The organism is Neobittarella massiliensis (ex Bilen et al. 2018), from assembly GCF_900289145.1.
GTDB classification, from domain to species: domain Bacteria; phylum Bacillota; class Clostridia; order Oscillospirales; family Ruminococcaceae; genus Neobittarella; species Neobittarella massiliensis.
On record NZ_OKQO01000004.1, the window covers coordinates 99,088 to 119,532 of the forward strand.

A 20,445-nucleotide genomic window follows, 5' to 3' on the forward strand; every position below is an offset into this window, starting at 1 on the left:
GCCCGTCTGTTACGCAAATGGGTGTGTCGCTGTCTCAGGCAAAGTCGGGCAGCGCGCTGAACACCAGCTTCTGTATCTTCTCCGAGCGCACCAGCTGGTTCATCTTCTCAATGTCCAGCCGTATCTCCCGGTCGGTGTCAAAAAAGGCAACTTCCCGGCGCACCAGATCATGTATCTGACCGGTCACCGGCGCCTGCTTGCCGTCGCGAAAATCGACGCCCTGCACGGCGGCCATCAGCTCAAAGGCCAGCACCGATAGCGTGTTCTGCACGATATCGGCGCTCTTTCTGGCGGCGGTGGTGCCCATGCTCACGTGGTCCTCCTGGTTGGCCGAGGAGGGGATCGAGTCCACGCTGGCCGGGTGGGCCAGGACCTTGTTTTCCGAGACCATCGAGGCAGCCGCATATTGGCAGATCATATAGCCCGAGTTGAGCCCCCCGTGAGGGGTGAGAAAGGCGGGCAGCCCCTCGCTCAGCGCGGGGTTTACCAGCCGCTCCAACCGCCGCTCCGAGATGTTGGCGATCTCCGCCGCGGCAATGCCCAGGTAGTCCATGGCCAGCGCCAGCGGCTCCCCGTGGAAGTTGCCCCCCGATATCACCGCCCCGTCCTCCAAAAACAGGATGGGGTTGTCGGTGACCGCATTGAGCTCTACCTCAATGACCTGGCGCACGTGGTCCAGTGCCCCGCGGATGGCGCCGTGTACCTGGGGCACACAGCGGATCGCGTAGGCGTCCTGTACCCGCAGATCCTGGCTCTTTTCCAGTATCTCGCTGCCCTCGGTCAACAGGCGGATGTTTTTAGCCACCAGCATCTGGCCGGGGTGGGGGCGCAGCTGATGGATGCGGGGGTCAAAGGCATTTTTTAAGGCGGTCAGCGCCTCCATGCTCAGGGCGCAGGTGATGTCGGCCAACTGGGCGGCGCGCAGCGTGTCGTAATAGCTCAGCGCGCCGACAGCGGTCATGGCCTGGGTGCCGTTTATCAGCGCCAGCCCCTCTTTGGCCAGCAGGGTATAGGTTGGCAGCCCCGCGCTCTGCATGGCCGCGGCGCCGCCCATGCGCTGGCCGCCGTAAACGGCCTCACCTTTGCCCAGCAACACCAGCACCATATGGGCCAGCGGGGCCAGATCGCCGCTGGCCCCCAGCGAGCCCTTTTGCGGCACGATGGGGTGCACGCCGGCGTTTACCATGTCGATCAGCGTACATACCAGCGCCGGGCGGATGCCCGAGTTGCCCACGCAGAGCGCGTTGGCCCGCAGCAGCATCATGCCCCGCACCACCTCTTCGGGGAAGGGGTCACCCACCGCCGTGCAGTGCGACACGATCAGGTTGTTCTGCAAAAGAGCCATGCTCTCTTTGTCTACCGACACTTTCGAGAACTCGCCAAAACCGGTCGAAACACCGTAGGCCACCCGCCCCTCGTCGATGATCTGCTCCACCATCTCCCGCGAGCGCTCCATGCGCGCGATCGCCTCGCCGCTCACGCGCACCTTGGCCCCAAAACGGGCCACCGCTACCAGCTGTTCTATGCTCAGGTGGTGTCCGTCTATCTCGATCTCTTTTATCTCTTCCGGGTGCTTACACATGGGCATCCCCTCCTCTATGTACTCTTTTCTGGCCGGCATCTGCCGGCAGTGCAAAACGGGCCGCCACCAGATCGGCGTCAGCCGCCGCCCGCAGCAGACATGCCTCGTCGGTGTACAGCAGATCGCCCGGCCGCAGCTCTATCAGCTCACCGCGGCATACCGCGGTGCAGCTGCCGGCGGCACAGTACAGCGCCAGCTGTTCCCCGGCGCCCAGCTCGGTCTCGCTGCCGGCTGTCAGCGGCAGGTGGGTAAGCGAACCGGTCGCCCCGTTTTGGCACATCAGGTTCAGGTCGGTAGCCACGCCTTCGCTCACCGTCTCCCAGCCGCCGTCAAACCGGTCCGACTGGTAGGGCCTCAGCGCGGCGGTGTGGTGGCCGCGGTGCTCCAGCACCACACTGCCCGCCAACACCATCAGCTCCCGCTGTATGCCGGGCAGCGGGGTAAAGGTACTGCGCGCCTGCTCCACCGTGGCGGTAGACAGCCGCACCCAAAAGGTGCGCTCGGCATAGCTGCCGTCGGGCGGCAGTATCAGCAGCTGGGTGGTGGTGCCGCCCGCCCAGTGAGCGGCGGTAAAGTGCTCTTTGCGGTATAGCTGTATCACGGTCGGCCACCGTATACCAGCCGGCCTTTTTTGTAGACCTGCTCCACGATATTCACGCCCGAGTGGTACACCAAAAAGCGGTAATCCGGGTAGCGCAGCAGCAAAAAGTCGGCCTGCTTGCCCGGTTCCAGGCTGCCGATACGGTCAGCCCGCCCCACCGCCGCCGCGCCGTTTAGGGTCGCGCCGGTCAGCACCTCCTCAATGCTCAGGTGCATATGGATGCCCGCCAGCGCCAAAATCAGCGGTATCGAGTTGGTAAAGCAGCTGCCGGGGTTGTAGTCGCTGGCCAGCGCCACCGCACAGCCGGCGTCGATCATCTTGCGCCCGGGGGCATAGGGGTGGGCCAGGCAAAAGGCGGTAGAGGGCAGCAGTGTGGCCACTGTGCCCGCGGCGGCCAACTTGGCAATGCCCGGGTCCGATGCCATCAGCAGGTGGTCGGCCGACACCGCGCCCAGTTCGGCGGCCAGCTCGGCCCCGCCCAGCGACACGATCTCATCGGCGTGCATCTTTAAGCCAAAGCCCATCTCCTGCGCAGCGCGCAGCAGCCGGCGCGACTGCTCGATCGAAAACACGCTGTCCTCACAGAACACGTCGCAAAAAGTGGCCAGCCCCAGCTCTTTTACCTGCGGCAGCACCTCTTTTATCATAAAGTCCACATAGCCGTCGGGGTCCCCGCGGTATTCCGGCGGCACCGCGTGCCCGCCCAGGTAGGTGGGCACTACCTCCACCGGGTGGTCGCGGTCGGTCTGCTGCATGGCGCGCAGCTGCTTTAGCTCACAGTCCAGGTCCAACCCGTACCCGCTCTTGCCCTCCATAGTGGTCACGCCCTGAGCGAGCATCTCATCCAGCCGCTGTAGCCCCAACCGGTAGAGCTCCTGCTCGCTGCAGGCCTTGGTGGCGTTTACCGTCGACTGTATGCCGCCGCCCATCTTCATGATCTCCAGGTAGCCGGCCCCCTCCAGCCGGGCCAAAAACTCCTCTGGCCGGTATCCGCCGAATATGTAGTGGGTGTGCGAGTCCACAAAGCCCGGCACGATGCTGTGCCCGGCGGCGTCCACCACCTCTACGCCCTGCAGGTCTCCCACAGCGGCAGTCACCTGGTCGGTGGGGCCCACCTCTTTTATAATGCCGTCCTCTATATAGATAGCGCCGTCCGCGATCTCCTGTATCTGGCGCATCTCGCTGCCCCGGCGGGCGCTCCTGCCCCGCGGGGTGGCGATCTGGCTGGCGTGCTCGATCAGTACTCTTGTCACAATGCCCCTCCTGTTCCTAGTCGGCGATCTGGCGCATAATGGTCTGCACCCGGTCTACGATCTCATTTTCGCTCACCGTCTGCAGCACCCCGTCGGCCACGGTCAGCCGCCCGTCGACCACCACCCGCGCAATAGCGGTGGGCTGCATCGAATAGACGATGTTGGGCAGTATCTGCTCGCCGCTGTCCGAGATGGGCTGCATCGACATGTCGCGGCTGCGTATGCCCACAAAGTCGGCCTTGTACCCGGGCGCTATCTGGCCCACCGGCAGCTGTAATAGCTGCCCGCCGTTTTTGGTGCCCATGTCAAAGGCCTGCTGGTAATTGACCGAGAGCGCGTCCAGCGTGTGCGCCTTCTGCAGGATCGAGGCCATGCGCATCTCCTCAAACACGCTGATGCGGTTGTTGCTGCAAGCCCCGTCGCTGCCCAGGCCGATGTTGACCCCGGCGCGCATCATGCGCGCGATGTCGGTCACTCCGTCGGCCAAAAACATGTTGCTCGAGGGGCAGTAGCACAGCTGTGCGCCGCGGCTGCCCAACAAGTCGATCTCGCTCTCTTTTAGCCACACCCCGTGTACAATGGCCATGCTCTCGTCCACTACGCCCAGCCGGTCCAAAAATTCTACCGGCGTGGCGCCAAACTCCGCCTGTACCTGCTCCACCTCAAACGGCTCTTCCGCCACGTGGATGTGGTAGCGGCAACCCAGCTCGGCGGCCAAAGCGTGGCCGGCCTGTACCATCTCGGGGGTGGCGGCGTGCAGGCTGTGGGGAGCCGGCAGTACCGTGGTCATGTCGTCATCTTTGTATTTGCGGGCCAGCAGGCGGGTGTTCTCCACCGCCTGCTCTACGGTCTCCACATAGCCGCTGGGGGCCCCGTTCCAGTCGTACATGGTCCGGGCCAGCACCAGGCGAATACCCAGGTCTTTAGCCGCCTGCACGATCATCTCGTCGCTCTCGGTGCCAAAGTTGTGCAGGTAAAAAAAGTCGCAGACAGTGGTCACACCGCACTTCATCATCTCGCCAAAGGCAAACAGCGCCCCGCCGTAGATGTGCTCCTTTTGCAGTCGCGGGCTGTACTTGTAAAGCGAGCCGTCGCGCCACTCCAAAAAGGGGCGGTCGGCACAAATGCCCCGCAGCAGGCTCTGAAAGCAGTGGTTGTGCACATTTACCGTGCCCGGCAGCAAGATCAGGTCCTTCCAGTCGCACACCGCCGCCCGGGGGTATTTTTGCTGCAGGTCTTCCAGCCGGCCCACCTCTTTTACGGTGTCTTTTTCGGTGCACACGGCCATCCCGGTCAAAAAGGCGCCGTCCTGGTACAGGTATTGGGGGGCGTATAACTTCATCGGTCCAACTCCTCGTCTAAGTGCTGCACCGCCGCCAATAGTACCCGGCCCGCGGTGTAAATGTCCTCTGCACGCGTGTACTCCTGGGGGCAGTGTCCCAGTCCGTCCACGCTCTGGGTAAACAGCATGCCCGTCGGGGTGCTGCGGGCTATGTTGGCCGCGTCGTGCCCGGCCATGCTCGCCATCACTCGCTCCGGCTGTCCGCACTGGGCGCTGGCTGCCAGCAGCGCTTTTTGCACCAGCGGCGACATCTGTGTCTCCGCCTGGTCCAGCACCAGCCGGCGGTGTATATGCACCCCGCGCTGGTCCGCCACCCGGCGGGTCATCGCCTCCATCTTCTGCAGCACGTCGGCCCGCAGCGCCGGGTCACAACAGCGCATCTCAAGGGCCATCACCACCCGCCCCGGTATAATGTTCGAGGCGTTGGGCCACACCTCGATGTGGCCGATGGTCCCCACCAGTTGGGGGTCGTCATATGCGCGCAGCAGCGCCTCAAATTCCAGTGCAAACAGGCTGGCCGCCAGCAGCGCGTCCCGGCGGTGGGGCATCTGGGTGGTGCCGGCGTGGTTGGGCGTCCCGGTCACCTCTACCGTCTCGCGGTAAATGCCGGTAATGCAGTCCACCACGCCCACTGCCAGCCCCTCGTCAAACAGCACCCGCCCCAGCTCGTTGTGGCACTCTATAAAACAGGCCCAGTCGCCCGGCCGCAGCCGGTTTTGATCGGCCGCACCCGGCTCTCCGCCCAGCCGGGCCACCGCCGCGGCCAGCGTCTCGCCGGTCACGGCGTGGCGCTGGCGCATCAGGTCTGCGCTGCCCAGCCGGCCGGCCAGCACCTTACTGCCAAAGGTCGATACCCCGTAGTCACTCGGCTCCTCGCCGGTAAACGAACAGATGCACAACGGGTGGCGCAGCGCCGTCCCCGCGTCCTGCAGGCTCTGGGCCAGCTCGGTAGCCAGCAGCACGCCCATGGCCCCGTCGTACTTGCCGCCGTTTGGCACCGTGTCGTGGTGCGAGCCCACGGCAATGGGTGCCAGCCCCGGCTCTCTCCCCGGCAGCACCGCATATAAGTTGGCCACGGCGTCACTGTGCACGGTCAGGCCCATCTGTTCCCAGTAGGCGCGCAGCCACTCTCTGGCCTGCAAGTCGGCCGGGGTGGCCAGCTGGCGATCTATACCACCGTCCCGGTTTTTACCAATTTTGCAAAGCGCATCTAAATTTCTTTCTAAACGGCTGCTGTCGATATCTTCTATGGCCAAGTCGGCATACCCCCAAAACTACCCGTTTAAAAGCACAAAAAGGCGCTGGGGCAAACTGTCCCAAACGCCTTCGTCTCGCTTTTCAAAGTCCTATCGGTCTGTCAAGGTTTTAAGTCAGTCTATCACGGCAAAAATGGCATGTCAATGGGGTTTTATGCTGCTATCACAGTAAAGCGTGGCGGCTGTTTAGGGCAGCTTTTCTGTCGTTCGCGCGGCCGGTTTAACACACTGCTATAAAAAAGTGCGCGCCGTCATACAGGGCTTTTAAGGCCTCTGTATGGCGGTGTGCACAAAAATAAATGCGCTTCTGTTTTTGCATGAAAAGTGATCTAAAATTGCAAATTATAGGGCCGTGTTTACAAATATTTTACATTTTAACGAGCTGTTTTGGCCCGCTTTTTTGTCTGCTTGCGCCCCAGCAGCTCCCCTAAATACTGTCGGTTATGGGCGATGGCCGGCTCGTCGGGCCGCAGTGCCGCCGCCTTTTCATTGTAATCCCACGCCTTTTGGTAGTCGCCCAGCCGGTCGCAGCACAGGCACAGCTGCAAATAGGGGATAAAATCATAGCATGCCGGGCTGTAAAACCCGCCCCCCTCTATCCTCGGCCGCGCTGCCGCCTGCTGGTACCAGTACGCTGCTTGGCGGTACTGGCGCCGATTTATAAACAGATGCCCAATATCGCAGCACACCTCGGCCCGGGGCTGGTCGTATAAAAACGAGCTGAAAAGCGCCTGTAGCGCGCCGCTGGGGTCATCCAGTGCACGGCAGCACTGCGACAAGGTGCGGCAGGCCTCCACCTGGTTTTCCACCCACCCCTCGGGCCGCTGTAAAAAGGTCTGCAGTTCCTTTTTTGCCCGGTCGTACGCACCGGCATAATAGAGCTCCCGCCCGTAGTAAAATTGCTGTCGCGGGTCAAACGGCTGTCCCTCCCGGCGCATGGTCTCAAAAATGCGCAGGTTGCGCCCAGGGTCGTTGCGGTGTAGCTTGTGGTGGGTGATCGCCGCCTGCGTATACAGCACCTTGCCCCGGGGCTGTATCACTTCATGCACTCGCCCCACCCAGTGAAAGCCCATACTGCGCCGCAAAATGCGCTCCCGGTAAAACGAGAGCGTCGGCCGCCCCAGCTTGTCAAAGCCAGTATTATAGCGCACCATCAACACGTCGGCGCCAATACCTTTTTTCTTTATCCGCAGCAGCTGTCGCAGGTCATCCGGCAGCACGATATCGTCGGCATCCAGCCACAAGATATAATCGCCGCTGGCTTTTTCAAACGAAAAATTGCGGGCGGCGGCAAAATCGTCGCACCAGTCAAAGCTGTACACTTTATCGGTGTAGGCGGCGGCGATCTGCGCGGTGCGGTCGGTCGAGCCGGTGTCGACGATGATCACCTCGTCCACCAGCGCCCGCACGCTGTCTAAGCACCTCGCCAGCACTGCCTCTTCATCCTTCACGATCATGCACAAACTGATGCTGTCTGCCATGGGGCACCTCCAGATATGTTTTGCCCCCAGACTATGTAAAACAGTGCCCCGAGGTGCGCCTTTGGTCACTTTTGGACACCGCGTGTAGCATCGGCCTATGTTCCCGTACCGGATGCCCGCACATTTTTGCCACTGTGAGATTTTGTAAAAAGGCCTTGACCTATACGGTGAAAAGCACTATACTAAATAGGTAACCAAAATCAAATATGCAGGCGTAGTTTAGTGGTAAAACATCAGCTTCCCAAGCTGAGGTTGTGGGTTCGATTCCCATCGCCTGCTCCATCAAAAAAGCGCCTAACCATGCGGGTTTAGGCGCTTTTCCTGTTTCTGTAAAAAAAGCGAGTACGACTTTAGTACGACACTTTCCCCAAAATAAGATACCGATTGCTTGCCTTTTTTGAGATGCTAGGGCTATTTTACTGTTCCGCATTGACATGATCATAAATCACACGCTTTGCTACAGTACGTATTTGATCTTCTGTCCCATTTATAGGACATACGTTGTAGTATAATTACAGGTGTAGTAAGGAGGGAAGATATGAACAGAGGAGATTTATTGGAGTTGCGAAAACGTTATGGGGTTGTTGAATGGGGTAAACGAGAGGTAATAAGAACAGGGAAAAAAATAGTTGCAGAATATAATCCTAGGACAGGCGAAATAATGCATTATTGTATCCAGTGCATAGACCCTGAGAACAATCCAGATTTAATTGCCGACGACTACTGGCTTCTTCCTAAGTTTTACTTTAGGAACGCTTTTAAAAATGGGGTGAGATTTTGGGGGGAAGCAACGGGGCATGCGCCTCATCGTCTTCTTAGCAATAAAAACTAAAAAAGCCCTCGACCGTCTTTTTCGATGGCCGAGGGCTTAAACTAAGTGCTATGTACTTTTAGTAATAGAGCTCGTTTACCCTATTTTGTACCGCCTCTGCATCGTAACCGGCAGCAGCCAGCCGAGCTTTGCGGTCTGCACCGTTGCCCCAATTGCCTGCATAGACCTCACGGGCAATATCATCGAGAGATTTAGAGGGTGCCGGCGCAGGGGCGGGGTCTGCGCCGTATAGGATCTCGTTCACCTTATTTTGGACAGCGTCGGGGTCATATCCGGCAGCCGATAGCCTGGCTTTACGATCAGCGCCGTTGCCCCAGCCCCCGTTTATAACCTCTCGAGCGATTTCATCAATGGATTTTTGCGGGGCCGGCGCAGGGGCGGGGTCTGCGCCGTACAGAATTTCGTTCACTCTATTCTGCACGATGCTCGGGTCATATCCGGCAGCTCTCAAACGGTTTTTGCGGTCGTCACCATTGCTCCACTTACCGGCGATAACCTCACGCGCAACGGTATCTATATCTTTACCCGGAGCAGGTGCAGTGGTAGAGCCACCGCCCATGTATGCCTGGATCATGTCTAGGAAGCGCTGCCAGCCCAGGTCCAGGGTACGGTGCGGGCAATACTTGCCGTTGTAGTCCTGGTGTTTGGTCACACGATCGATGCCCCAGCCGCGCTCTTTGAGCAACTGGGCGATGAACTCAGCAGCACGCTTTTCGGCAGCATCAAATTTGGGACCGCCAGACAGACTGTAGCAGATTTCAATAGATATGCCCTGCCGGTTACCGGTACCAGTTGCGCCATCTCCTGCGTTCCAGCTATTTCTATCGAGCGGCAAGCCCTGAATAATCTCTTTGTCGTCAACGGCAAAATGGAACGATACCTCGTTATCATTGCGCTGCATATAGGCGACCTCATTGCGAGCGCTGGCATCGTTGGCGGTATTATGTACGACGATCCTTGTAGGGTTCATTGCATACGGACATTTGGTATTGTACTTATTCTGTGGGAGATCGATTTTTACGACATTCATAGCTAGTCCTCCTTTTTAGGGCTTTGGTAGCCCATTGCCTTTTTGCTATCACTCAGTCCAGCGGTGGTGGGGTCGTTCACGATGCCCCACACCGATACCACAACCGACACCAAGATCACCGGATTTTTAACGGCCTGCACCAGGATCTCTCCCAGGGCCGCCCAGCTGGTCATATCGCTCCACTGTAGGCCTAGATAAGCCAGGATAGGCAGCACGATGGCCGTCGCCAACTGTGCCCAGAAAACCGGGTTTTTCGTTCGTACTTTCCAGTTGATCTTCATGTTGCTTTCCCCTTTCTAAAGTCCGATTTGGGCCAAAATAAAACCAACAAGCGCAGAGACGGCAACTAGGATAATCTTGTCGACAAGATTATCCCAGCGCTTGCCCGACTTGCTGGTTAGACTTTTTACATCGTTTTTTATCTCTTTCACATCGGTTTCCACGGCTTCTTCGCGCACCGCTAACACTTTGACTGTGCCGACTAATTCGTCAAGATTGTCTTGTCGCTTTTCAAGATCATCAATCCGGTGCGCATTAGACTTTGACCGCCCCTCCACTTCCGTGATACGCCGCTCGTGCTCAAAATCCATCTGCATCACCCACCACTTACGTGCGCTTCCGCCCACCCCTGCGGGTATGCGCTGGGGGCGTGTACGTTATGGTCTATCTTAGACCGGTATACCTGTCCATCCTCGGTGCAGCAGTCCCCCGTCATGTAGGGGCTGGTGGCCAGCGCCACAAACGGCAGCGCCTTGGCCGGATCGGTAGACCACACAAAGCCCCACTGTGCCGGCAGCTCCTCTGGCTCGGCGCTATAGATATCACTGTCATAAGGCTGCAGCAGCCGCACGACGCGGCCGGCAGTGGAGCGGCATACAAAACCAGCAGGACGGGTCAGCATGTTTTGGGTCGCCTTGGCCGCTGCAAAATCCGGGATATAGCCGTCCTCCGCGTATAGCTCGGTGCCCGTCATGTCGGCGGCCCGGTCCTGTAGATCGAGGGCAAGGGCCTGGCCCTGTCGTCTCATGGCGTCCAGTACAATATCTTTTTGGGTCATATGCTATTTACCCCCTGTTTGAGTGCGGCGGCAAGCTCGTCCCAGGTCACTGCCTTATCGGACAGCGCCCGTATTTTGGCCTGTAGCTCGGCCTCCTCCGCTGCTTTTTTGCGGGCCTCCTCTATTTCTTCCAGTTCGGCGGCAGTATAGAGGATATAGCGGTATATGTCCTCGTACTCGTCCCAGGCCTCCGCTGCCTCTACACCTGGCTTGTCCACGATCCACTCCACATCTTTTCCACCATTGGGGTATTCAGCGATAGTTTCAAAGTGTCCCTGCTCCTCTACCGCCTCCACGGCCTCGTGGTGCGCTATGAGCACCTTGTCATTGACCAGATAGCCTTTTGTGTTGTCGTAGGTTTCCAGTTCGTTGCCCTGCTCGTCCAAAATCCGCATTTTGACCTCCTTTAGGCAGTCCTGCGCCAAACCGCAAGTCTAATACCCGGGGGTTGCACTGTCAGCGCTTGGCCGTATGGTTGGTTGCTGTCCTGCATGGACGTAAAAGCCCAACCGTTAACCGCCCCGAATGATGTGTTCGAACCACCTTGACCAGTTAAATTCAGCCGCACCGCTGTCCTAGCCGGCAAATTAGACTGGGCAATGGCATTGTCCCACGATCCGAAAGTAGTCCCCATGGTACTACTAGCAGCACCTGCGTAAAGATAATAACCATTAATGCGCGTCCATGTGCCGCCAAACAAGGAGGCCGGGGAGGTGTTGCTGTATGATATATAGATACTGTTGACGGGATATACCTTGTTAAGCAGGTTTTTGCTGGTGATTATCTCAATCCACGGCCACCAGTTGTCTTGCCAGTCCCGCAATGCCCTTGCATATAAGGTTTGGCCCGCGGTCCAATGTCCCGCAATCTCTACCGATCCACCAGCGCCGAGGCCAAACCCGAGCACCGACAAGTAGTCAGCCGGCGCACCTGATACGTCGGCCGCCACATTATAGCTATAGACGCCGCCCCTGTTGGCTGTGCGCCCGATCTCTGGCGTCTGTCTGCCCAGGCTGGTGAGCGCTGTGTGGCTGTGCGCTTTGGCGGCGTATTTGTCCGGTAGTGCTGTGCCCGCCTCCACGATATTGCCCACCGTGTCGATGGACCCGCTCTCGTGCATTTTGCCGATACCGATACCGGTCTGGGTCATGTGCATGGTGGGCACACCGCGGTCTATGGTGCCCTCTGCCGTCGCACTGGCCAATAGGTCAGCGGTGGTAAAGAGCAGATAAAAGGACCTGTCAAAGGTAAAACCGCCGGTGCCCAGGTCGCCGTCGACATAGCCGATATACTTAAACTCCGCTCCCTCGGTGGTGATGGGTATGGTAATGCTGGCCGACAGGTCTTTGTCTGCGGTACCACGATACTGATAAGAGGCGTTTACCGCGTTATCGACCGCGCCAAACGATCCGGTCCACCACACCCCCTGTAGCTCCAGCTGGGTCTTGGCATCCACACCGCTGTCCCGGCGTAGGGTCACCTTGGTAATGCGGGGCGGGGTATAGGGCACCAACACTGTCAGCCGCTCTATTACCGTCTGGTTTCCGCGGCTGTCCACCGCCGCCACCCGTATGCTGCCGGAGGTCACTCCCGCCAGCTGCATGGATACGTCAGCGGAGACCGAGTATGTGCCGGATATCGAGGCGCCACCGCAATACAAGATATACTGCTTGATGGTGGCGCCGGTGGTGCTGGTGGCCTTGCTGTCCACCGGCACCGTGGCCCGCAAGGTGCTGTAGCCGCTTATCAGCTGTTGATCGTTGCCGGTCAGCGCGGTGGTGGCTGCGTTGATATCCGCAAAAACAAAGCCGGTAAAGACCGGGGCGGCTGCGGCCGCGTCTACCGTGGCATTGCCAGTGGCCTGGACTGTGCCGCACAGATGGTCATAGTGATAGCAGCGGCAGACGATCTTGGCAGTGGCGGTATTGCTATTGGGTGTCGCGGCATACTCGGCGGCAATCTCGGCCGCAGTGGGGGTGTAGGCGTAACTGGTGCCCACGTTGGTGCCGGTGCGTATCTTGGCGCTACCCACGTACAACTCCACGGTGTGGGTCACCGCCGACCGGGTGCGGGTCAGGGTCACCGTGTACCCGCTGCCGATGGTGTGGGCCGGCGAGGAGGTAATGGTGCTCACTCCCGGTGCCGAGGCAGTACCGGATTTTTCGGAGGTGCCCAGCGACCGGGTGTAGTGGACTGCCGCACAGGTCACCTTAAATGTCACGCTATTGGCACCACCCATGGCTCCATAAATGGTGCCGATCTCGGCGGTGGTCGGGGTAAAGGTGTAAGCAGCACCCACGCCGGAGGCGGTACGCACCAGGGTGCTGCCGGCGTAAAACCGCAGCGTGTGGGTCACCGTCGCCCGGTCTCTGGTGATGGACAGCGCCAGGCTGTCCCCAACCGTCGTGTTGGGGGTCGTGGTCAGAGTACTGCCTCCAACCTGACTACAGGTAGCGGTGGCCGACTTGGTGCCTATATTGGTGCTGCCCGAGTAGGTGACGCAGGTCACCGTAGCGGTGGCGCTGGTGGCGCTGCCCATGGCAGTGTAGATAGATTTTACATCAGCCTCTGAAAAACTCCATGTCTGGCTGGTACCCACGCCGGATGCCGTCTTGATGGTGGTGTTGCCCACTTTGAGGGTCAGCGAGTGGGTAAAAGACGAGCTGGCGCGGGATATGGACACCGTCACGTTGTCGCCCGCCTTAAATGCCCCCATGGAGGGGGTGCTGGCTCGGGGAATGGTAGACAGTGTATAAGTACCGCTGGCCTGGCAGTAACCGGGGGAGTAGGAGCTCGTGGGACTAAATGTAGACGATATGCCGATACTGCCACCGCCAGCGGCGTCATGATATACCCAGGCGTCGCAGGTGGCCAGTACCACCTTGCCGCCCGCTCCGATACTCACGACCTTGCTAAAATTATGCTGTCCGCCGTTGATGGTGACCGTGCCGCCCACAGCGCTGATACTGTCCCAGCTGCGGGTGCCGGAGGTTAGCCACACGTCTACCCGCACGATGGAGCGGTTGTTGGTTACATCGGTCTGTATCTCGTATACGTCCAGGTAATAGGCATAGTTGCCTGCATAGTTGGATACTGATCCGTTAATACGTGCCAATATCTCACCTCCTAGTCATTGACCACGAAAAATGCCCCGGTATCTACCGGTATAATACGCAGCGCCTTAGAGGACTGCCCGTATCTTCGCACTGTCAACTCGTCCTGAGCAGTAAGGCGCGATATCAGAGCTTGGTCTTTGGTCAAATATACTACGTCCTGTCCAGTATCCTTGTTACGCACTAAAAATTGTTGGTTGTCTATTTTGACTGCGAATGGGTCCCCGTTTGCATCTACCTGAAGTCCCCGTTGAGTAACGGTGACCCCACCAGCCTGTATCTCATTTTGCGCCTGTTGCCAAGCAGTGCACACCAGCCCCTCTTTCACGGTGATATCGGCCACTGTGAGAATGCCGTCCCGCACCCAAAACTCCACTTTGGCAGTGATGTCCTGGGCGGTAAAGTTGCCAGTACGTTCTACCCATTGATCGTTCGGGGGCAACTCTAGTTGGCTGCCTCCAATATGCACTTCTGCTTCTGTCTGCAGTCCGGCTTGGAGCTTGTACCGAAAATACCAGGCATATTGCCCGCCGGGTACCGTCTTGATGGTTTGTGAAAGTCTACCTGTGTGTATCGCCTCGTCAGCCAATATAAAGGCCCCACCGGCGGATGTGGCGTTATACACCGCAGTGGAAGTATCGCACACTACTGCACCATCGGTTGTCCAGTCCTCTAGTCCCAGACGAGCCGAACTGCCGAATACCAAGTTGTCGCCGCCAGTCCTTTGCATGGACAACTGGATATGCTCGATACTCTGTTCTAGCTCGCTTTTTACTTCTTTTAATTCTGTACCGGTGATATAGGTATGGGCAATCTCGCTGCGCAGCACGTCGGCTGACTGGGTCACTTTGCTGCCGATGAGCTCGTCAGTCTCGCCTCGGGTATAAGTTTGCTCCACTCTCGAGACAGTAGTGTCCAAATCACGTTTGATCTCATTAACTTTGCCGGCGGTCTGTATGCTGACCTCATCCAGCGCGGATATACTCCCGCGTATCTCTCCCTCGATGGTGAGCGGGACGGTCGATAGGGTGATTACGTTGCTTTCTGGTGCGTTGGGATACTCTCGATAAGCCACCACTTGATGTGTCTCTATCGTACCCCGCCGCCGGTCTATCAGCTTGACCTTGTCGTGCAGCCCTATAGCGAGTCCACTGTATGACGGGTCTATTTTTGCCAAGTCTGCGACATCCAACTCATAGCTGCGGTTCGGCACAGCCAACTTGGCCAACCTTAATATCGCGTCGTCTTTAAGCGATTGTGGATTGGTGTATCGCTCATCCCTCCAAACGGCAGATATGACCTTGTTACTATATGTGTGGTCTTCTATATAAGGTACGCCGTCGTTGACCGAGGCGATGTTCAGTGCTTCTCCCGTCTTCTCGTCTGGCTTGCCGTAGGGGTATAAACGGGTCACCATTTCGTAGGTATCGCCTTTCATATCCACCCGACGCAGATTGAGCTGGTCGGTAATGTACAGATTTTTAGGCTGCTCGTTTTCTGGTTTCAGCACGGTGATGGACTTGGCGGCAGTGTCAAAACGATAGGTGACGCCGTATACCGACTGGCAGTGCATTACCACATCATATGGGGTGCTGTCAGACAGTTCAATGCTGCGTTTAATAGATACTAGGTCGGCGCCGACCGCGTACCAGCCGGTATCTGCCAACAAAAGCATAAGCGTGTCACTAAGGGTTAGTGTTGTGGACACAAACGCGGGTGCAAACACCCTCTGCTGTAAAACGTCCAAATCAAGCTCGGCCACAAAATCTGTGTGTACCAGCTGCTCGTCTATAGACTTGACGATGTATCTCTGCCCTTGGCACTCTACCGGCAGTTCCTCTTTGATATGGGGATACGACGGATGTTCAAGCGGCACGGAAAAACTTAATTTCTGTAATCCGTTTGATTGGTAGTCTATATGATGATCTACATCTATATCTACCAGTCCACCCGGGCCTGTATATCTGATGCCCAGTATTACCACCTCCCTCTATAACTGATGGTCACCGTGGCTCGAGATAAGTCATCGGCGACTGCTGTAAACTCGCCCTGCGCGGCCGGAAAATCTATGATAGACACCGTGTCAAAGGCGTTTGCGCTGTCTATCTCGACTGTGCGTCTTGCGCCATCTACAATCAGCGTCTTGCCCTGCGGCAAATTGTGTATGGTCATACCGCACACTGCGTATTCGGCTAGATTTTCCAGCGCCTCTACCGATATTGTAAGGTAAGTTTTTTGCGGGCCGCTGATTGCTATATTTTGCGGGCTTTCGGAGAGCACAACACTAACTTCTGGCCCCCATATCACCGCGTCGAACACGCAGTTAAGCAGTATCATGCCTGGCAACAGATCGGTTAGGGTGTAGCTGTGCAGTATGCAATCGTACTCTTTTTGGCGGTCATCCTCGAATATCACGTTACACTTAAGCAGCCGCTGTTTGAGTTCTAATGCTAGAGATCGTGCTGCCTGCACATCGGGGGTTTCTATCAGCAGATCGATAGATAAGCTATATAAGCCCTCTTTGGTGTCCGTATAGGTGGGCAGCAAGGCACCACCACCCTGATAGGTGTTAGGGGACAAGACAGCCGCCTCCACCTTATATGCCGTGCACGCCGCCGAAAAATCGTCAAGCACCACCTCCACACCGGCGGAATATATGCTCTGTATCATCTTATCCTCCTAGCATTGCGGGCCTGCTGCACAGATACGTGTGGCGCTACCGCATACCCTATTTCTTTGCCATCCAGATTGATTTGTGTATACACTGCGACTTCCTCTCCATTGGAAGCAGGACCGTTTTTGCCTTGCATATAGTCGCGGTTTTCTTCTGCCGTGAGTATGCGTTCGCCCTTGTGGGCGATAATATTATAGCCATCATAGGGCACGTAGGATAGACCGGTATACTGAAGTGAACCGGTTGCATATGGGTTATATTTCCCCTTTGACACATTTTCTTCGTATGTAACTCTCATTTTTTTTGCGGTTGGATTCCACTTATCCCACCAACTTTTAACGCGATCCCAATATGTAAGAATTTCTCCTGTTTCCAGATTCACATCGTCAGATAATCCTTTGTAAGCATCCCCAAGTTTCTTGATGCCTTCATCGCGCGTTTTATTAGCCTGAGAGACAACAGCGTCTTTTTGGCGTGTAGCCTCTTTTTCTATCTTATCCGCTAATGCCACTGCTTCCGCAGAGCCTTCTTCTCTTAATTGCCTAGCGATATCCATCTGCTGTGTATACTCTTTTTCAGCGTCTAAAATCTTTTGGTCCCGGGCCTCGTTAAGTACCTTGACCTGCTCAGCTGCCATTTCAGCAGTAACTTCTATATGATTATCTTTCCAGGTCTGCAAAATAGCTTGCGCCTCGGCCTCGCTTTCGGATAATTCGACAATAGCCATTTGAGCGCTTTCAGCTTTTATGCGATTGACCTCATCTTCTTCTGCCTGAGTCAGTTCCCGATGTTCTGCGGCAGCAGTCTCATAGATCTCTTTTATGCGCGCTTCATTTTCCTCAATTTTCTGTACTTTGGTCTGGTAACTAGTCTCTAAAATTTGCTGGGCCTTTGCAGCATCTTCCTCGGATAACAGCCCCTTAGCTGTCACATGCTGTTGTAAATTGGCTAAATCGGTGTCATACCCCTCTTTTAGTTTGGTTTTTATGGTGTTCGCCATGCCGCTGTAAGTCTGCACCATCTGCCCTGCAGTCTCTTGCGTAATCGCGCCACCAACCACCTGCTGATTAAGCAGTATCTGCCCCATCTGCGTGTCCATATCCATATACGCTCCAACAGCTTGTTTGGTAGCGTCGCTGATAACGATTGTATCTGCGGACAGAGCAGCCGCCATATAGTCGCCGTGAGCCATAATGTTGCCACTGGCATCTACCATGCGACTTTCAAACAAGTCTATAGTAGGCACGACCTCCTGTGACATGGCCACGTGTATGGCTGTTCCGGCCAGCGCCACGCCGCCCAAGGCGGCGGCTATTGGACCAAGAGCTGGCAACAAGCCCCCCACTGCTCCTGTAAGACCGCCTAGTCCACCGGCACCCGCTGCGGTGCTCGCTGCACCTCCCAAGCCTTTTAATGCCCCGGCAACATTTGAAAATGTAGTGATACCTTTGCCCACTGTACTGATAGCCGGGCCAGCAGCGGCAGCTACCAAGGCAAAATTAACAGCCATTTCCTTTTGAGCAGGGGATAAATCGTTAATAAAATCGGCTACTCCGCTCACCAGATCGGCTACCTTAGAAATAAGTGGAGTCAAAGCGTCGCCGAACGCGATAGCGGAGTTTTTGAGCTTGTTGATGGAGCTGTCAAAGTCCTCCGCTTCGTTCTCAGTAGCTGCTTTAAACGCCCTGGCCGCCGATCCGGTAGCCTCACCCATGGCTGCTATCTTCTCGCGGAGCACGTCGCTCTGCTCACCGCTCAGCGTAAGGGCGAGAGTTTGTCCCTCGATAGAGCCGATGTAGGACTGCAACGGCATGCCGCTCTCGTCGGCCGCCTTGACGATGGCGTCGATAGTGCCTTGTAGGCCTAGCCCCTCTATCATAGCCTGTCCACTCTCATACCCCAGATTAGCCATGAGTTCGGCCATACTATCGGTTGGTGCCATCAAGGCCTGTAGCACACCGCGCAACTGGGTAGATACCTCTGCCGCATTACCGGTTACGCCAGTTCCGGTGGCCATGACGCCAAAAAGTTCCTCCTGCGACACCTTGAGTGTGGCCGCCAGAGGCACCACGCGCCCCATACTAGCCGCAAGCTCTGGATAAGTGGTCTGCCCCAGCTTGACTGTCTGGAAAGCGAGATCAGACACCTTCTCGTTAGCCGCAGCTGATGTATCACCATACCCTTTAGTAACCGCACTCAACAGGTTAACACTATCTACTAGTTCCGCACCGCCAGCTTTTGCTCCTTTGGCTGCTATGGTGACAAGATCCATCGTTTCGGCGCTGTCACCGTAGGCAGAAATGACCTGATACGTGCCCTCAGCGATCTGGCTGGACGACATGTTTACGTCGTTAGATACCTGTAGTACGTTTTCGGACAACTCTCTTGTGCGGGCTTCAACCTGCTGGGCATTGCCATCCAAAAGGGTCTTTACTTGGGCCATATCCTTTTGGAAATCCATGGCGAATTTGGCCGAGGCGGCTCCTGCACCCATCAATGGCACTGTTATGGCTTTGGTGAGCGTGCCCCCTACTTTCTGTAGGTCCTGGCCCACCTGTGCGGCCTTTTTGATTTGCTGGCTAATACCGTCAGCCTGCTCTTTTGCAGTCTGCTTTGCCTTTTCCATCTCGGTCTTAAAGCTGTCTAGATCTACCGCTATCCGTGTGAGCAGCGGCGCAAGCTCAATGCCGCCTGTTAATGCGCTCAATGTACCACCACCTTACTGTGCCGCCTTACGGCGGTCATATCCGCTTTGGTCTGGGATAGCCGCCATATGTCTTTTAGCGTCTCGCGGCCCGTTTCCGACACCAAAAAACTGTGTACCCAACTCTCTTTACGCAGATACAAAAAAGCCGACAGCGGTAACGCCATCAGCTCGTTAAAATTTAGCCCCGTGTAATCTTGCATACGCTTTAACTCACGGGTCCTGCAGTCCATTTCTTTTTCCCATTCCTCGCAGGCAAAATACTTTTTGATGATTGCCTCGCCCACGGGACCGTCAGGGATGGGCAGTTTTAGTTTGGGTCGCTGACGGCGGCACTGCCCGACTTGATAAGTACCCCCAAAATGGCCTCTACGGCGGGTTTGGGTAGCTTGGCTAGCTCCGTTGCCGTGAAGTCTCTACCCTCGGTGTTGTTGCTCATGGCTCGGGCAACAAAGTCAAGCTGTTCGTCTAAGGTGGTCGCTTTGCCGCCTAGCTCCTGCCACATTGCATAGGACAGGTCTTTTACATGGACTATTTCTTCCCCGATTTTTACTTCGAGCGTCTTGTTGAGATAGGTGTTTAAATCTAACATTTTGCCTCCTAAAAATGCAATAGAAAAGAGACCGCCTAAGCGATCTCTTTTTGTGTTATTGGACCTTTTCTATTGATCTCCCCAATATCGTTGGGTATTCTCCATCAAGGCCTGAGTTCGTGCCATAGACCTGAACCAAATCCGCCTTTGCAAAAGTATTTCCAGAGGCATTCCAAACTGTGTATGGTGAAATTTTTTGATCCTCTAGAGTGTATTCTCCGTTATCGTCAATAACAACGATGGTGAGTATCTCTATGTTGTCTTCTGTGTGGATATCATAGACCATACCTATAAATTTTACATTCATACCGATTGGGGTATTATCACCAGACAACAGCTGCCAGTTTGCCTCCACTGCCTCTCTCTTTAACTGTTCTAATTCCGCCTGCTCTTCTTCCTCTGTTTTTGGGTCAGGGTGATCTAATTTTGTTAAATCACTTTCACTAATTTTCTCGACGCCCTCTGCCAAAATGACGAGGTTTCCATTTTTATCTATATCTGGCCTACCATATATACGGACGGTTTCACCGTGTGCCAATTTTATCATAAGAGTGCCCATTTCCGCACACACTTTAAATGTGTCTTCTTGGCCGTAATTCTCTTTTTGAACTACATTTATCTCTGTAGGGTAAGCAGCATTAGACGACTGCACCATATCTTTCACTTTTCCCTCTACAAAAACTTTTTCGGTTTCAAAGTCTCTATCCAAATCTTTCTTGGCATCGGCTTGCAGGTCTAGATCAAAGTAATCTGCTCGCACATACTCTGCCCGCTCTTCTTCAGTCAGCTTTACTGTGCTGTTCTTATCCCCACCACATCCCGCAAGTGACAGCGCCATAAAAAGCGCCAACACCGCACACAAACACTTTTTCATTTCACAAAACCTCCATATTATGATAAACAAAATATATCACAATTAGAGGATATG

At 56.0% G+C, this 20,445-nt stretch carries 18 protein-coding genes and 1 tRNA gene; 2 read left to right on the top strand and 17 right to left on the bottom strand.

The window, feature by feature from the left end; translation table 11 throughout:
- Window positions 1–34: 34 nt before the first annotated feature.
- From hutH to C6Y32_RS06460, 6 genes are all read right to left on the bottom strand, one after another.
- Entirely contained in the window at window positions 35–1,582 is a 1,548-nt protein-coding gene (gene hutH / locus C6Y32_RS06435) for a histidine ammonia-lyase (RefSeq protein ID WP_207204814.1), read from the bottom strand.
- A complete protein-coding gene (locus C6Y32_RS06440) occupies window positions 1,575–2,183 on the bottom strand; it encodes a HutD/Ves family protein (protein WP_164998166.1) in 609 nt (202 codons plus the stop codon). Before C6Y32_RS06440 ends, hutH begins: the two co-directional genes overlap by 8 nt.
- On the bottom strand, window positions 2,180–3,436 hold the full coding sequence (gene hutI, locus C6Y32_RS06445) for an imidazolonepropionase (RefSeq protein ID WP_207204815.1): 1,257 nt from the start codon (window positions 3,434–3,436) through the stop codon (window positions 2,180–2,182). The genes C6Y32_RS06440 and hutI overlap by 4 nt, the downstream gene beginning before the upstream one ends.
- A 16-nt stretch (window positions 3,437–3,452) precedes the next feature.
- Window positions 3,453–4,778, bottom strand: coding sequence for an amidohydrolase family protein (locus C6Y32_RS06450; RefSeq protein WP_105204528.1), 1,326 nt, complete (start codon window positions 4,776–4,778; stop codon window positions 3,453–3,455).
- Window positions 4,775–6,034, bottom strand: a complete 1,260-nt coding sequence (locus C6Y32_RS06455) for a Zn-dependent hydrolase (RefSeq protein ID WP_105204529.1) — start codon at window positions 6,032–6,034, stop codon at window positions 4,775–4,777. The genes C6Y32_RS06450 and C6Y32_RS06455 overlap by 4 nt, the downstream gene beginning before the upstream one ends.
- 374 nt (window positions 6,035–6,408) lie before the next feature.
- A complete protein-coding gene (locus C6Y32_RS06460) occupies window positions 6,409–7,515 on the bottom strand; it encodes a glycosyltransferase family 2 protein (protein ID WP_243562589.1) in 1,107 nt (368 codons plus the stop codon).
- A gap of 208 nt (window positions 7,516–7,723) precedes the next feature.
- Between C6Y32_RS06460 and C6Y32_RS06465 the strand changes: the two genes are divergently transcribed.
- Window positions 7,724–7,797: transfer RNA gene (locus C6Y32_RS06465), tRNA-Gly, on the top strand.
- A 256-nt stretch (window positions 7,798–8,053) separates the two neighbouring features.
- A complete protein-coding gene (locus C6Y32_RS06470; protein ID WP_105204530.1) occupies window positions 8,054–8,347 on the top strand; it encodes a hypothetical protein in 294 nt (97 codons plus the stop codon).
- Between the two features lie 58 nt (window positions 8,348–8,405).
- Here the strand turns inward: C6Y32_RS06470 and C6Y32_RS06475 are convergent, their stop codons facing one another.
- The 11 genes from C6Y32_RS06475 to C6Y32_RS06530 all read right to left on the bottom strand — a co-directional run bounded on the left by C6Y32_RS06475 (window position 8,406) and on the right by C6Y32_RS06530 (window position 20,391).
- Window positions 8,406–9,377 (bottom strand): N-acetylmuramoyl-L-alanine amidase, encoded by a 972-nt coding sequence (locus C6Y32_RS06475; protein WP_105204531.1) that lies wholly within the window; start codon window positions 9,375–9,377, stop codon window positions 8,406–8,408.
- A gap of 2 nt (window positions 9,378–9,379) precedes the next feature.
- Window positions 9,380–9,658: a phage holin gene (locus C6Y32_RS06480; protein ID WP_105204532.1), complete on the bottom strand. Its 279-nt coding sequence runs from the start codon at window positions 9,656–9,658 to the stop codon at window positions 9,380–9,382.
- A 15-nt stretch (window positions 9,659–9,673) separates the two neighbouring features.
- Window positions 9,674–9,973 (bottom strand): hypothetical protein, encoded by a 300-nt coding sequence (locus C6Y32_RS06485; RefSeq protein WP_105204533.1) that lies wholly within the window; start codon window positions 9,971–9,973, stop codon window positions 9,674–9,676.
- Window positions 9,973–10,434: a hypothetical protein gene (locus tag C6Y32_RS06490; protein ID WP_105204534.1), complete on the bottom strand. Its 462-nt coding sequence runs from the start codon at window positions 10,432–10,434 to the stop codon at window positions 9,973–9,975. The genes C6Y32_RS06485 and C6Y32_RS06490 overlap by 1 nt, the downstream gene beginning before the upstream one ends.
- Window positions 10,431–10,829 (bottom strand): hypothetical protein, encoded by a 399-nt coding sequence (locus C6Y32_RS06495; protein ID WP_105204535.1) that lies wholly within the window; start codon window positions 10,827–10,829, stop codon window positions 10,431–10,433. The genes C6Y32_RS06490 and C6Y32_RS06495 overlap by 4 nt, the downstream gene beginning before the upstream one ends.
- A gap of 11 nt (window positions 10,830–10,840) precedes the next feature.
- Window positions 10,841–13,549 carry a DUF859 family phage minor structural protein gene (locus C6Y32_RS06500; protein WP_105204536.1) on the bottom strand — a complete coding sequence of 903 codons (2,709 nt, stop codon included), beginning with the start codon at window positions 13,547–13,549 and terminating at the stop codon, window positions 10,841–10,843.
- A gap of 11 nt (window positions 13,550–13,560) precedes the next feature.
- On the bottom strand, window positions 13,561–15,531 hold the full coding sequence (locus C6Y32_RS06505; protein ID WP_105204537.1) for a phage tail spike protein: 1,971 nt from the start codon (window positions 15,529–15,531) through the stop codon (window positions 13,561–13,563).
- A complete protein-coding gene (locus C6Y32_RS06510) occupies window positions 15,525–16,217 on the bottom strand; it encodes a hypothetical protein (RefSeq protein ID WP_105204538.1) in 693 nt (230 codons plus the stop codon). The genes C6Y32_RS06505 and C6Y32_RS06510 overlap by 7 nt, the downstream gene beginning before the upstream one ends.
- Window positions 16,214–18,928, bottom strand: coding sequence for a phage tail tape measure protein (locus C6Y32_RS06515; protein ID WP_105204539.1), 2,715 nt, complete (start codon window positions 18,926–18,928; stop codon window positions 16,214–16,216). Before C6Y32_RS06515 ends, C6Y32_RS06510 begins: the two co-directional genes overlap by 4 nt.
- Before the next feature lie 307 nt (window positions 18,929–19,235).
- On the bottom strand, window positions 19,236–19,517 hold the full coding sequence (locus C6Y32_RS06525) for a hypothetical protein (protein ID WP_105204541.1): 282 nt from the start codon (window positions 19,515–19,517) through the stop codon (window positions 19,236–19,238).
- Window positions 19,518–19,572: 55 nt separating this feature from the next.
- Complete coding sequence (locus C6Y32_RS06530; RefSeq protein ID WP_105204542.1) at window positions 19,573–20,391, bottom strand: LptM family lipoprotein; 819 nt, start codon at window positions 20,389–20,391, stop codon at window positions 19,573–19,575.
- Window positions 20,392–20,445 lie beyond the last annotated feature (54 nt).

Bases quoted from the DNA above. Each gene is read 5' to 3' on its own strand.
- C6Y32_RS06485 (WP_105204533.1), bottom strand. From the start codon at position 9,973: ATGCAGATGGATTTTGAGCACGAGCGGCGTATCACGGAAGTGGAGGGG.
- C6Y32_RS06475 (WP_105204531.1), bottom strand. From the start codon at position 9,377: ATGAATGTCGTAAAAATCGATCTCCCACAGAATAAGTACAATACCAAA.
- C6Y32_RS06530 (WP_105204542.1), bottom strand. From the start codon at position 20,391: ATGAAAAAGTGTTTGTGTGCGGTGTTGGCGCTTTTTATGGCGCTGTCA.
- C6Y32_RS06460 (WP_243562589.1), bottom strand. From the start codon at position 7,515: ATGGCAGACAGCATCAGTTTGTGCATGATCGTGAAGGATGAAGAGGCA.
- C6Y32_RS06510 (WP_105204538.1), bottom strand. From the start codon at position 16,217: ATGATACAGAGCATATATTCCGCCGGTGTGGAGGTGGTGCTTGACGAT.
- C6Y32_RS06525 (WP_105204541.1), bottom strand. From the start codon at position 19,517: ATGTTAGATTTAAACACCTATCTCAACAAGACGCTCGAAGTAAAAATC.
- C6Y32_RS06450 (WP_105204528.1), bottom strand. From the start codon at position 4,778: ATGAAGTTATACGCCCCCCAATACCTGTACCAGGACGGCGCCTTTTTG.
- C6Y32_RS06480 (WP_105204532.1), bottom strand. From the start codon at position 9,658: ATGAAGATCAACTGGAAAGTACGAACGAAAAACCCGGTTTTCTGGGCA.
- C6Y32_RS06495 (WP_105204535.1), bottom strand. From the start codon at position 10,829: ATGCGGATTTTGGACGAGCAGGGCAACGAACTGGAAACCTACGACAAC.
- C6Y32_RS06470 (WP_105204530.1), top strand. From the start codon at position 8,054: ATGAACAGAGGAGATTTATTGGAGTTGCGAAAACGTTATGGGGTTGTT.
- C6Y32_RS06490 (WP_105204534.1), bottom strand. From the start codon at position 10,434: ATGACCCAAAAAGATATTGTACTGGACGCCATGAGACGACAGGGCCAG.
- hutH (WP_207204814.1), bottom strand. From the start codon at position 1,582: ATGTGTAAGCACCCGGAAGAGATAAAAGAGATCGAGATAGACGGACAC.